The sequence below is a fragment of the Ciceribacter azotifigens genome, assembly GCF_048159625.1.
Taxonomy (GTDB): Bacteria; Pseudomonadota; Alphaproteobacteria; order Rhizobiales; family Rhizobiaceae; genus Allorhizobium; species Allorhizobium azotifigens.
The window spans coordinates 104,991-118,097 of sequence record NZ_JBLQTA010000012.1 but is presented as its reverse complement, the minus strand read 5'-3'; the positions used below and the strand labels follow the sequence as shown (position 1 = coordinate 118,097).

Below are 13,107 nucleotides of genomic sequence, written 5' to 3'. Positions count from 1 at the left end.
CATGCCCAGAATGACCATGATCGAAGCCGTTCGCAGCGCGATGGACGTCTCGATGGGGCGCGACGACAATGTCGTCGTCTTCGGCGAGGACGTCGGCTATTTCGGCGGTGTCTTCCGCTGTACCCAGGGACTGCAGGCGAAATACGGCAAGACCCGCTGCTTCGATACCCCGATCAGCGAATCTGGCATCCTCGGCACCGCTATCGGCATGGCGGCCTATGGACTGAAGCCCTGTGTCGAAATCCAGTTCGCCGATTACATGTATCCGGCCTACGACCAGCTTACGCAGGAAGCGGCCCGCGTCCGCTATCGCTCGAACGGCGACTTCACCTGCCCGATCGTCGTGCGGATGCCGACGGGTGGCGGTATCTTCGGCGGCCAGACGCATAGCCAGAGCCCCGAGGCCCTCTTCACCCACGTTTGCGGCTTGAAGGTAGTCGTACCTTCCAATCCCTTCGACGCCAAGGGCCTGCTGATTGCGGCCATCGAAGATCCGGATCCGGTGATCTTTCTGGAGCCGAAGCGGCTCTATAACGGTCCCTTCGACGGCCACCACGAGCGACCGGTCACGCCCTGGTCCAAACACGAGCTCGGAGAAGTGCCGGAGGGCCATTATGCGATCCCGATCGGCAAGGCGGAGGTGCGCAGACCGGGGTCCGCGGCCACTGTTCTCGCTTACGGGACGATGGTTCACGTCGCCCTTGCCGCGGCGGAAGAGACGGGTGTCGATGCCGAGGTCATCGATCTGCGCAGTCTCCTCCCGCTCGACCTCGATACGATTGTGCAATCGGTGAACAAAACAGGTCGTTGCGTCATGGTTCACGAAGCGACGCTGACCTCGGGCTTCGGTGCGGAAGTTGCGGCTCTGGTTCAGGAGCATTGTTTCTACCACCTCGAAGCACCGGTCGTGCGTGTCGCCGGCTGGGATACGCCCTATCCGCACGCGCAGGAATGGGATTATTTCCCCGGACCCGCCCGCGTTGGGCGCGCGCTCGTCGAAGTGATGGAGGGCTGACCTATGGGTGAATTCACCATCAAGATGCCGGATGTCGGTGAAGGCGTCGCCGAGGCAGAGCTGGTCGAATGGCATGTGAAACCCGGTGACCCGGTGCGCGAGGACATGGTGCTCGCCGCCGTAATGACCGACAAGGCGACCGTCGAGATCCCGTCGCCGGTCGCCGGCGTGGTGACCTGGGTCGGCGCCGAGATCGGCGATACGGTTGCCGTCAAAGCGCCGCTGCTGAGGATCGAGGTGCCCGGCTATGACGACGGGTCCTCCTCCGGGGAGGACGAGGGAGATACTCCAGTTGCCACCGCCGCAGCGGCCGCACCAGTCGCTGCAGCGTCGCCGGCGGACGAGCCTAAAGCGGCGCCGAGCGCCTCCGTTGGCGCTCCCGTGTCGCGTCCATCTCCACTGCCTGAAGGGCAGAAGCCGCTCGCCTCTCCTGCTGTTCGGTTGCGAGCGCGTGAGAGCGGCGTAGACCTGCGTCAGGTCGTGGGTACAGGCCCGGCGGGCCGGATTACGCATGAGGATGTCGAGCTTTTCCTTGCCTCCGGCGCGCCGCAACCGGCAGTGCCGCACGGTCTAGCCCGCAACACCCGGGTCGAGGAGATCAAGCTTACCGGCATGCGTCGACGGATCGCCGAACGGATGACGCTTTCGGCCTCGCGGATCCCGCACATCGCTTACGTCGAGGAGGTTGACATGACCGACCTCGAGGAATTGCGCACGACGATGAACAGGGACCGGAAGCCGGATCATCCGAAGCTTACGATCCTGCCGTTCCTGATGCGCGCCATGGTGAAGGCAATCGCCCGCCAGCCGGAGGTCAACGCAACCTTTGACGACAATACCGGGATCATCTCGCGCTTCGACGCTGTGCATATCGGGATCGCCACGCAAACGCCGACGGGGCTCACGGTTCCGGTGGTTCGCCACACGGAAGCCCGCAACATCTGGGATTGTGCCGCCGAACTCACACGTCTTGCTGACGCGGCTCGCTCGGGCACCGCGCTCAGAGAGGAGCTGACCGGCTCGACGATTACGATCACTTCCCTCGGAGCTCTCGGCGGGATCGCCACGACGCCGATCATCAATCACCCGGAAGTCGCGATCATCGGCGTCAACAAGATGGTGGTGCGGCCGGTATGGGACGGCACCCAGTTCGTTCCGCGCAAGATGATGAATCTCTCGTCCAGCTTCGACCATCGCATCATCGACGGCTGGGACGCCGCAACCTTCGTGCAACGGATCAAGACCCTGCTCGAAACGCCCGCCCTCATCTTTATCGAGGACTGACTGCCATGAAGGAAATCTCCTGCAAGCTCCTGGTTATCGGTGCCGGTCCCGGCGGCTACGTCTGTGCGATCCGGGCGGGACAGCTCGGAGTCGACACGGTGATCGTCGAGGCGGGCAAGCCGGGAGGCACCTGTCTCAATGTCGGCTGCATTCCCTCCAAGGCATTGATCCACGCGGCCGAAGAGTATGAGAAGATCCGCCATATGGCAGATGGCCGAAGCCCGCTCGGCATCTCGCTGCAGGGGCCGAGCGTCGATCTCGCCGCGACCATCGCCTGGAAGGACGGCATCGTCGGCCGTTTGAACAGCGGTGTTTCCGGTCTCCTGCGCAAGGCACGGGTGAAGATCGTCCAGGGGCGCGCCGCCTTCCGGGACGGCAAGACCGTGGAGGTGCAGACGGAAACCGGAATGCAGGTGATCCGTGCCGAGATGGTCGTCATCGCGACCGGTTCCAAGCCGGTCGAGCTGCCCTTCCTGCCGTTCGGTGGACCGGTCATCTCCTCGACCGAGGCGCTCTCGCTCACGTCACTGCCGAAGAAGCTGGTGGTGGTGGGTGGCGGCTATATCGGGCTCGAACTCGGAACGGCCTTCGCGAAGCTCGGCAGCGAGGTGACGATCGTCGAAGCGGCGGCTCAGGTGCTTCCGCAATACGACGGAGAACTCGTTCGACCGGTCCAGAAGCGCCTGCAGCAGCTGGGCGTTCGCGTAATGACGGGGGCGAAGGCGAAGGGTCTGGCTAGCGGAGGTGATGCACTCCTGGTCGAGACCAGCGACGGCAAGGAACAGAAGCTTGCTGCGGACAAGATACTCGTCACCGTCGGGCGCCGTCCGAACACGAACATGGCCGGGCTTGACGGGCTCGATCTCGACCGCTCGGGTCCCTTCCTGCGTATCGACGACCAGTGCAGGACATCGATGCGCGGTGTCTTCGCCATCGGCGACATTACGGGCGAACCGATGCTCGCCCACCGCGCCATGGCGCAGGGCGAGATGGTCGCCGAGATCGCCTCGGGGCTGAAACGCGGGTGGGACAAGCGCTGCATTCCGGCCGTGTGCTTTACCGATCCGGAAATCCTCAGCGCGGGTCTCTCGCCGGATGAGGCGCGTCGCAACGGTGTTGAGGTGCGCGTGGGACAGTTCCCGTTCAGCGCTAATGGCCGGGCGATGACCGTGCTCGCCGAAGATGGCTTCGTGCGGGTCGTGGCGCGCGCCGACAACAATGTCGTGCTCGGGCTGCAGGCGGTCGGCGCCGGCGTATCCGAACTGGCGAGCGCTTTCGCGCTCGCCATCGAGATGGGCGCCAGGGTCGAGGATATCGCCGCGACAGTACACGCGCACCCAACTCGTGGGGAAGGCCTCCAGGAAGCGGCGCTGAAGACGCTCGGCCACGCCTTGCACATCTGATCTTCCATCAGGGGCGCGGGTGACCACGCTACTGTGCGGCGTCGGACATAGAGCCGAAGGCGGCGGCACCGAGCGGAACGACGACCGGCAGGCCGGAACCGCAACGCAGCACCTCCGCCTCGATCTGGTAGATGGACCGGATGGCCGGCAGTGTCAGGACCTCCGAGGAGGTTCCGTGGGACACGAGCGCACCGTTGTGCAGCAGCATCAAGCTGTCGGCATGTCGTGAGGCGAGATTGAGATCGTGGATGGCGATCAGAACGAGCGCGCCGGTTCGCTTCGCGTAGTCCTTGAGGAGCTCCAGCACGCCGATCTGGTGGCGCAGATCGAGTGCGCTGGTCGCCTCGTCGAGGATGAGCAGGCCCGGCTCGCGCATGAGCCTTTGAGCGAGGAGCACCATCTGCTGCTGCCCACCGGAAAGCGTCGTCATAGGGCGCTCGGCCAGATGGTCGAGGCCGAGGGAGCAGAGGATTTCGGCCGCAGCCGAGAGATCATCCTCGCGCACGTGCCAGCCGAGCTTTTCGTGGCGGCCGAGCAGCAAGACCTGCAGCACGGACAGTTCCGCCCGGACAGCGCAATATTGCGGCATGAAGCCGACGGCGGCGCGGTCGACGGGTTGTCCGTTCCAGAGGATCGATCCCTTGTGAGGGATGTCGCCGGCGATCGCTCCGAGGAGGGTGGACTTGCCCGCGCCGTTCGGTCCGATGAGGGCGACGAGTTGCGAAGGAACGAGAGCGGCCGAGAAGCGGTTGACGATCGTCGTTCGTCCACGCTCGACGGCCACCTTGTCCAGCACGAGACCTTCCAGCATCAGACGCCTCCACGACCACGTCGAGCGATGACGGCGAACAGCACGGGCACGCCGGCAACCGCCGTAATGATGCCGACCGGGATGACCGCACCCGGTGAAATGAGTTTGCCGAAGACCGAGGCCGCAACCAGCATCGTCGCGCCGGCCAGTGCGGCCATCGGCAGGGCGAAGCGATGATCCTCGCCGACGGCCGCCCGCGCCGCATGCGGGGCGATCAGGCCGATGAAGCCGATGGTGCCGACGAAGGAAACTGCGGCTGCTGTCATCAGGGCGACGAGCAGGAACGTCTTCGTCCGGAGACGTTCCACGGACAACCCCATGCTTGCGGCATTGGCGTCGCCGAGCCGCAGGACGGTCAGCTTCCATGAATCGCGCAGCACGAGGGGCATCACGAGTGCGAGCACGATCGAAAGGACCGCGACGCTGAGCCAGGTGGCCTTGAGCAGACTGCCGAAGAGCCAGAAGACGATCTGCTGCAGGACTTCGGGGGAAGCCAGGAACTGCAACAGCGACTGCATCGACTGAAAGAAGAAGAGTACGGCAATGCCGGCGAGCACCAGGATCTCCGGTGTCGCGCCGCGCAGCGATGCGATCGAATAGACGAGTGCACAGGCGACGAGCGTCATCAGGAAGGCGGAGACCGGAACCACGAGGAAATCCGGAAGCGGCAGGAGCCCGCCGAACATGATCGCGAGCGCCGCCCCGAAACCCGCCGCGGCCGAAAAGCCCAGTGTGAACGGACTCGCAAGCGGATTGGAGAGGATGGTCTGCATCTGCAGTCCGCAAATGCCGAGGCTCGCGCCGACGAGTGCGCCCATCAGTGTCTGCGGCATCCGCAGCTGCCAGAGAATCGTGGTCGCCATCGTGTCGCTACCGTGCGGTCCGGCCAGCAGCGTCGACCAGACGGTCGAAACCGGCATCCCCGATGGTCCGGTCGCAAGGTCGATGACCATGAAAGCGAGGAGGCTGACGGACGCGATAGTCAGCGCCAGCGCCCGTAGAAGGGTTGCACGGCGATAATCGCCGCGCAACCGCTCGATCGTCGAAGCGTCGGCTGTCATTGACCCGGCGCCGGATAGGGCAGAACGAAGACGCCGTCGGCCTTGATGGGCAGCCAGGTCTCGTAATACCGCGCGAGGTTCTTTGCCGGATGGACGTCCTTGAATGCGTCCGGATAAAGCTGCTTTGCCATGTACTGGACGTAGACGTAGTCGGAGAGCGTCCGCGTGCCGCCGTGATAGATGGCATGGACGTTGCCGGAGACGACCGCCGGCAATTCCGACCAGCCTGGCCGGCCGAGATAAGCCTTCATCCTTTCGCGTGTGACGACCGGATCTGCACCGAAGCCGACCAAGACGGCCTGCGGCTTGTTCAGCCATTCCGAACCGGCAAGAAAGATGATGTCGGGTTTCTGGGTCAGCACGTATTCCGGGCTGAGCGGTCCCCAGTTCTCGACCTGTCCCTTGGCGATGTTGAGGCCGCCGAGGGAGTCGACCAGTGTGCCCCACATGCCCTTGCCGTAACTGTTGCCGACTTCGGATGCTCCTTTCTGCGCGAGCTCCACATAGACTCTCTTGTTCGACGGGCCGGCAGCCTTGATCCGCGCTGCGATGTCGTCCATCGCTTCCTTGTAGTTGGCGACGAGCTTTTCGGCCCTGTCCTCCGAACCCATGACCTTGCCGAGAATGAGCGTCGACTGGATGTGCTTTTCGAGTGTCTGGGCGTTGTAGTCCAGTGTCACCACCGGAATACCAGCCTGCTCGATCTGCCGCACGGTGTCGCCCATGGCATCATAGGTCCAAGCTCCAAGAATCACGAGGTCGGGCTTGGCGGCGATGACCTTCTCCGCCGAAAAGGTTCCGTTCTCGGCATCACCCACGTCCGGGATGTCGGCGATCGCAGGAATGGCCTCGAGATACTTCTCGAATTGTTTCGGGCGCCAGTCTTTCCAGGTGGAAAGCGAAAGCGCCACGACCTTGTCCATCGCACCCGGCCCGACGACGGCGAGATAGTCCTCGTAGTAGAAATTGAGAACGACGCGTTTCGCCGGTGCGGCGAGCGTCACCTCGCGGCCCTTGACGTCCGTCACCTTGATCTCGGCCAGCGCAGGCCCGGCAAGGATCATCGCCAGCCCGGCGATTGCGCATTTGAGCAATGTCTTCATCAGAATAGTCCCCTGTGTTCGAAGTAGTGACAGGCACCGGTTTGATCCCGTTCCCCAACGGCGCTTCCCGCGTGCCGGATGGCGTTCTTGCTTTCGGCTATGTTCACATCGAGCGGCACGTGCTGCCGGCGTCGGCGGCCTCCATCAGCGCGTCCCGATCCAGGATCGTGACGATTTCCGGATGATCGAAATCGATCAGCCCCCCGCGTTTGAGCTGGTTGAGGCAGCGGCTGACCGTCTCGACCGTCAGCCCCAGCCAGTCGGCGAGATCGGCCCGGGTGAGATAGAGCGTGAAGGTCACGCGACGGCGTTTCGGCGATCTCGACGCTCGCGCGAACTGGCAGGAAAGATCGAGCACCGCGGAGGAGACCTTTTCCATGGCCGTCTTTCGACCGAGGAGAGTGGCGTGCGCCTGCGCCCGCCGCAGCATGAGGTGTATCTCCTGCTGGGCCTCGGCCGGTTCCAGATGCTCGTCCAGCTGTTCGATGTGGCTGTAGGTCAGGCTTTCTGCCGAGCAGGGATTGCTGTCGCCGAGGGAGAGGCCGAAGAGACGGCCGGGACCCAGAATGTCGACGATCTGCCGGCGACCGTCGCGCAGTGCCTGCGATATCGCCACGCAACCGTCGACGAGGCGGTATGCGGGCGAACGGCGAAAACCTTCAAAATAGATCGTCGTGCCGGGCGAAATGACCCGGCTTTGGGTGGAGCGAGCCTGCCGCGAGAACGGCATGACAAGTTCGGGCGGTGCCACGTGGGCCGCGTCCTTGGGAATGGAAATGTTGAGCATGGTGGTGATTCCGGTCTTGGCCGGTCACCGTTCTTTCCGCCCATGCGGAGTCTTGGGGATCGCCGGCCATGTTGATGAAATCCGGGCGCAAGCGCCGCGGCGTTCAGACAACGAGACCGGCAGGGGGTGCTCTTGGAGCTGCGTTTGGCGGATAGATCTGGCGATAGAACGCCTCGTACCGGACGGGAAGAACTGCGTCTCCGACCTGCCGCGACGGCTGGCCTGCGACATCGGTCGGCAGGGGCAGGATGATCGAGGCACTGATGATACAAGCCTCGCAGCCGCTGCCGATGACTGTGTCATGGTCATTACCGTCGCCGTCCGTGGATGGCAGGCAAAGATCGGGAAGTGAGCCGTCCGGCAAGGCATAGGCGGCCAGTTCCTGCGGCGAAGGGCTGCCGAGGACCGCGGGGGGCTTGTGCGCAAATCCGACGAACAACAGCGCGAGCGTGCACAGAACGTGCAGTAGCCCGCGTGTCATCTTGTGCCGGTTCGCCATCGCCCGTGAATCCTCGGTTCCGGTCAGGGATACCTCATAGACGGCCCCGAAGGCAACGGTGCTGCCTGCGGCGGTTTGTTCCACCTGGCGAGGTGGTCTCGGACTGTATGTGCGCCGTATGAGCCCCGCTAGCCGGTGACTTCCGGATAAAGGCGATCGAAGAAGGGCAGGCACTGCGCCCCGCGACGGCGCAGAAAGTCCTGGAACGCCGCCATGGCGGGCGAGAGGGTTCTGTCCGTGCGCATGACCGAAAACCACTGACGGCGGATCGGCATGCCGATGACGTCGAGCATCGTGAGCTTGCCGTATTCCAGCTCCATCGCGATCGTGTGGGCGGATATGAACGCGACACCCAGTCCCGCCATCACGGCTTGCTTGATCGTCTCGTTCGAGGCCATCTCGGTGCCGAGGTCGTCCAGTTTGCCCGGAATTTCGCTCAGGAATATCTCGAGTGAGATGCGGGTGCCGGAGCCCCGTTCGCGAATCAGGAAATGCTCCCGGGCGATCTCTTCCTTGGTAATGCCGCGCTTCTCGGCAAGCGGGTGATCCGGCGCCGCGACCATCACGAGGGGATGGTCGCCGAAGATCGACGAACTCAGCGGCAGGTCCTTCGGGGGGCGCCCCATCAGGGCGATATCGATCTCGTGGTTCTTGAGGCTCGAGATGACCTCCGCCCGGTTTCCGATCGAAAGCGTGATCGAGATGTCCGGATGCTCTTTCTTGAAAGTCGCCATCAGGTGAGGCGCGAAGTACTTCGCCGTCGATACGCAGCCGAGCGTCAGGGTACCTGCCCTCAGTCCCTTGATGGCATCGAGTTCGTCATCGAGAAGGCGCAGACGTTCTTCGATGGTCCGAGCCGCATCGACGAAGGCGTATCCGGCCGCGGTCGGGCGCAGTCCCTCATTCGTGCGGTCGAAGAGGAGCAGGCCCGCCTCCTCTTCGACCTGTTTCAATTGGATGGTGATCGCCGACGGCGTCAGACCGATCGCGTTCGCGGCACCGGCGATCGTGCCGTGCTTCAAGACGGCCTCTATGGCCCGTAGGTTCTTAAGGGTTAGATTGCGCATAACAAGGTAACTTAATTTTTCTTAGCTACTACGTAAATATAATAAATTTTACTCAGCGCAACATCTCTGTTTCGATACCTCCATGCCCGACAAGAGGAGTGGGCGGGAGGGACAGGACAATGGTTTCGGCGACCTTAGACGCCTTTCTGAGTTCCTACATTTCAAGCGAAGACCCTCTGAGGATCGCGGTCTCCCAGACGGTTCGGCAGCTTGCCCTGACCGCCGTAAGCATGCGCAAGACCATCAACCAGGGCGCGCTTGGCAGCGCGTTCGCCGGGCATCGCGGGCGCTCCAACAGCGACGGCGACGCCCAGAAGGACCTGGACGTCCATGCCGACGACATGTTCATCGAGGCGATGCGGCAGGCGCCGGTCTGCCTCTACGGTTCGGAAGAACTGGAACACCCCGTCGTCCTCGATCCGGGTGCACCGATTGCCGTGGCGATCGACCCGCTCGACGGCTCCTCGAATATCGACACAAACGTCTCGATCGGCACGATCTTCTCGATCCTCCCTGTGGTCGGTGAACCGGTCAGCGAGCGACACGCCTCCTTCTTCCAACCGGGAGGCGCCCAGCTCGCTGCCGGCTTTTTCATCTACGGTCCGCAGCTCGCGCTGGTGCTGACGGTCGGTAACGGTACGCACGTCTTCGTCTTCTCCTCGCGGCTTGGGACCTTCATGCAGGCCTATGAGAGCGTGGTGCTCGCGCCCAGAACCCAGGAATTTGCGATCAATGCGGCCAACTATCGGCACTGGGACGAGGCCGTCCGGCTCTACGTCGATGATTGCCTCAAGGGAGCGGAGGGCCCCCGGGAAAAGGAGTTCAACATGCGCTGGATCGCTTCTCTCGTTGCCGAAACCTATCGCATTCTGATGCGTGGCGGCGTGTTTCTCTACCCCGGCGATAGACGCAAGGGCTACGGCGAGGGCCGGATCCGGCTGGTCTACGAGGCCAATCCGATCGCCTTCCTGATTGAGCAGGCAGGTGGTGCGGCGACAGATACGGTCAGCCGGATCATGGATCTGACGCCGCAGAGCATGCATCAGCGCGTGCCGCTGGTGTTCGGCTCGGCGCGCGAAGTGCACCGGATCGCCCGCTACCACACGGAGCCGAGCTCCATCGGGGAGCGCGCGCCTCTCTTCAACAATCGCGGCCTGTTCAGGGCCTGACGGGAGGCGATGCGGATGTCGACCAAACACCCGATCATCTCGATCACCGGCTCCTCCGGTGCCGGCACGACCTCGGTGAAGCGGATTTTCGAGCAGATCTTCCGTCGGGAGAACATCGAAGCTGCCTTCATCGAAGGCGACGCCTTCCACCGCTACGACCGCCAGGCCATGAAAGTAAAGGTTGCCGAGGAGCAGGCGAACGGCAATCCCAACTTCACCCACTTCAACGCCGAGGCGAACGAGCTCGAAATTCTTGAGCAGGTCTTTGACGAATATTCCCGCCGCGGCTCGGGTCGGACCCGAACCTACATCCACGACGACGAGGAGGCCGCCCAATACAATGCGCCGGCCGGCACGTTCACGGACTGGCGGGAGTTCGGCCCGAGCGACCTCCTCTTCTACGAAGGACTGCACGGCTGCGCAGTAACGGAGAAGGTCAATCTCGCGCGCTTCGGAGACCTGAAGATCGGAGTCGTCCCTGTCATCAACCTCGAATGGATCCAGAAGATCCACCGGGATCGGGCGACCCGCGGCTATTCGACCGAGGCGGTCATGGACGTGATCCTGAGGCGGATGCCGGACTATGTACGCTACATCACACCGCAATTCACGCAGACGGATATCAACTTCCAGCGTGTACCGATCGTCGACACCTCCAACCCATTCGTGGCGCGCTGGATACCGACGGCTGACGAATCGATGCTCGTCATCCGCTTCGCGAAGCCGCGGGGAATCGACTTCCCGTATCTGCTTTCGATGATCCACGACTCTTTCATGTCGCGTGCCAATTCGATCGTCGTGCCCGGCAACAAGCTCGATCTCGCCATGCAGCTCATCCTGACGCCGCTCATCCTGCAACTGATCGAGCGCCGCAATCGCGCATCCTGAGGAGGAACCCATGCAAGAACGAGCCATGAAGACAAGCCTTGAGCCCTTGGAGGTGAGTGATCGCGACATGGCGAATGCCGTTCGTGCGCTGGCCATGGATGGTGTGCAGCGGGCGAATTCCGGTCATCCGGGAATGCCGATGGGCATGGCGGACGTTGCGACGGTTCTCTTTACCCGCTTTCTCAAGATCGACCCTGCTCATCCCGACTGGCCGGATCGCGATCGCTTCGTCCTGTCGGCGGGGCATGGCTCGATGCTGCAGTATGCGCTGCATTATCTCGTTGGCTATCCGGACATGACCATCGAGGAGCTCAGACGCTTCCGGCAGCTCGGTGCGCGGACGGCAGGCCATCCGGAATACGGTCATGCCCGAGGCATCGAGACGACCACAGGTCCTCTCGGGCAAGGCATCTCGACTGCCGTCGGAATGGCGATCGCCGAACGCCTCGCCAATGCCCGTTTCGGCGACGCTCTGGTCGATCACTACACCTATGTGATCGCCGGCGACGGATGCCTTCAGGAGGGGATCAGCCACGAGGCGATCGATCTCGCCGGTCATCTTCGGCTGTCGCGTCTGATCGTGCTCTGGGACAACAACTCGATCTCGATCGACGGCCCGACGAGCCTCTCCACGTCGATGGATCAGCTTGCGCGCTTCACAGCCGCCGGTTTCGATGTGCAGGAAGTCGACGGGCACGACTTCGAGGCGGTTGAACGGGCGATCGCGCGTGCGCGGCAATCCGATCGGCCATCGCTCATCTCCTGCCGAACGGTGATCGGCAAGGGCGCTCCGAACCTGCAGGGTTCGGAGAAGACCCACGGCGCGCCGCTCGGCGAGGCCGAGATTGGTGCCGCCCGCGAGGCACTTCAGTGGCCGCATGCGCCCTTCGAGGTGCCGGAAGCGATACTCGATCGCTGGAGCGAGGTCGCCGAACGCGGCGGCGAGGCCCGGCGGCGTTGGACAGCGCGGCTCGAAGCCTCGCCGGAGGCCGAGGCGTTCCAGCGAACGATTCGGAAGGAACTGCCGCAGACATTGTTCGAGGCGCTCGACGGCTTTCGCCGGGAGCATGTCGAGAAAGCGACCAAGGTTGCCACCCGCAAGGCTTCGGAGATGGTGCTTGGCGTTGTCAATGGCCTCACGGACCTGACGATCGGCGGCTCTGCGGATCTCACGCATTCCAACCTGACGGTCACCAAGGGAATGGAGGATGTGACGGCGAAGGACTTCTCCGGTCGCTACATCCACTACGGCATCCGCGAGCACGGCATGGCAGCGGCCATGAACGGCCTGGCGCTCCATGGCGGGTTCATCCCCTATGGCGGCACCTTCCTGGTCTTTTCCGATTACGCCCGCGGGGCCATGCGCCTTTCGGCACTCATGGGCCAGCAGGTCATCTATGTGATGACCCACGATTCCATCGGGTTGGGCGAAGACGGCCCCACCCACCAGCCGATCGAGCATCTCGCGATGTTGCGGGCGACACCCAATATCACCGTCTTTCGGCCCTGCGACATCGTCGAGACGGCCGAATGCTGGGAAATCGCACTGAGGCAACAGGACCGGCCGAGCGTGCTGGTATTGTCCCGCCAGAACCTGCCTATGCTGCGGCTCGGCCACAGCTTGACGGCCCTGTCTGTGCGCGGCGCCTACGTGTTGAGGGAGCCGGCAACGGCGCGGGACGTCACCCTGCTTGCGACCGGATCGGAGGTCGAGATCGCCTGCGCCGCAGCCGAGCGGCTTCTGGCCGATGACGGGATTGCCGCCGCCGTCGTGTCGATGCCTTCCTGGGAGCTCTTCGAGGAGCAGACGCCCGAATACCGCCGCTCGGTGCTCGGGACGGCGCCCCGCGTGGCGATCGAGGCGGCGTGCCGCCTCGGCTGGGATCGCTACATCGGCGAAGCCGGCGCTTTCATCGGGATGAACGGCTTCGGCGCGAGTGCGCCGGCGCCGGAGCTCTACCGTCATTTCGGCATCACCGCCGAGGCCGCGGTGGAGGCGGCTCGCAGGCTGGTGCGCTAG

Annotated in this window: 12 protein-coding genes; 6 read left to right on the top strand and 6 right to left on the bottom strand. The window is 63.5% G+C overall.

The window, feature by feature from the left end; genetic code table 11:
• The first annotated feature begins 1 nt into the window (after position 1).
• Genes ACM6UT_RS16890 through lpdA form a run of 3 tightly spaced genes read left to right on the top strand, consistent with a single transcriptional unit; the run spans position 2 to position 3,702 of the window.
• Positions 2–1,015, top strand: a complete 1,014-nt coding sequence (locus ACM6UT_RS16890) for an alpha-ketoacid dehydrogenase subunit beta (RefSeq protein WP_416798510.1) — start codon at positions 2–4, stop codon at positions 1,013–1,015.
• Between the two features lie 3 nt (positions 1,016–1,018).
• Entirely contained in the window at positions 1,019–2,299 is a 1,281-nt protein-coding gene (locus ACM6UT_RS16885) for a dihydrolipoamide acetyltransferase family protein (protein ID WP_416798509.1), read from the top strand.
• Positions 2,300–2,304: 5 nt separating this feature from the next.
• Complete coding sequence (gene lpdA, locus ACM6UT_RS16880) at positions 2,305–3,702, top strand: dihydrolipoyl dehydrogenase (RefSeq protein ID WP_416798508.1); 1,398 nt, start codon at positions 2,305–2,307, stop codon at positions 3,700–3,702.
• Positions 3,703–3,730: 28 nt separating this feature from the next.
• On the opposite strand, the gene ACM6UT_RS16875 is transcribed toward lpdA, so the two are convergent.
• The 6 genes from ACM6UT_RS16875 to ACM6UT_RS16850 form a co-directional block, all read right to left on the bottom strand.
• The gene (locus ACM6UT_RS16875; protein ID WP_416798507.1) at positions 3,731–4,513 is read right to left on the bottom strand and encodes an ABC transporter ATP-binding protein; all 783 of its coding nucleotides are present in this window, start codon (positions 4,511–4,513) and stop codon (positions 3,731–3,733) included.
• Entirely contained in the window at positions 4,513–5,574 is a 1,062-nt protein-coding gene (locus ACM6UT_RS16870; protein ID WP_416798506.1) for a FecCD family ABC transporter permease, read from the bottom strand. Before ACM6UT_RS16870 ends, ACM6UT_RS16875 begins: the two co-directional genes overlap by 1 nt.
• Entirely contained in the window at positions 5,571–6,677 is a 1,107-nt protein-coding gene (locus tag ACM6UT_RS16865) for an ABC transporter substrate-binding protein (protein WP_416798505.1), read from the bottom strand. Before ACM6UT_RS16865 ends, ACM6UT_RS16870 begins: the two co-directional genes overlap by 4 nt.
• 103 nt (positions 6,678–6,780) lie before the next feature.
• The gene (locus tag ACM6UT_RS16860; protein WP_416798504.1) at positions 6,781–7,464 is read right to left on the bottom strand and encodes a helix-turn-helix domain-containing protein; all 684 of its coding nucleotides are present in this window, start codon (positions 7,462–7,464) and stop codon (positions 6,781–6,783) included.
• A gap of 103 nt (positions 7,465–7,567) precedes the next feature.
• Complete coding sequence (locus tag ACM6UT_RS16855) at positions 7,568–7,963, bottom strand: hypothetical protein (protein WP_416798503.1); 396 nt, start codon at positions 7,961–7,963, stop codon at positions 7,568–7,570.
• A gap of 128 nt (positions 7,964–8,091) precedes the next feature.
• Complete coding sequence (locus ACM6UT_RS16850; RefSeq protein WP_416798502.1) at positions 8,092–9,030, bottom strand: LysR family transcriptional regulator; 939 nt, start codon at positions 9,028–9,030, stop codon at positions 8,092–8,094.
• A 119-nt stretch (positions 9,031–9,149) separates the two neighbouring features.
• Here ACM6UT_RS16850 and ACM6UT_RS16845 point away from each other — a divergent pair, with 119 nt between their 5' ends.
• The 3 genes from ACM6UT_RS16845 to tkt are packed head-to-tail and all read left to right on the top strand — an operon-like array spanning position 9,150 to position 13,107.
• Entirely contained in the window at positions 9,150–10,199 is a 1,050-nt protein-coding gene (locus tag ACM6UT_RS16845; RefSeq protein ID WP_416798501.1) for a class 1 fructose-bisphosphatase, read from the top strand.
• 15 nt (positions 10,200–10,214) lie between these two features.
• A complete protein-coding gene (locus ACM6UT_RS16840) occupies positions 10,215–11,087 on the top strand; it encodes a phosphoribulokinase (RefSeq protein WP_416798500.1) in 873 nt (290 codons plus the stop codon).
• A 10-nt stretch (positions 11,088–11,097) separates the two neighbouring features.
• A complete protein-coding gene (tkt, locus tag ACM6UT_RS16835; protein WP_416798499.1) occupies positions 11,098–13,107 on the top strand; it encodes a transketolase in 2,010 nt (669 codons plus the stop codon).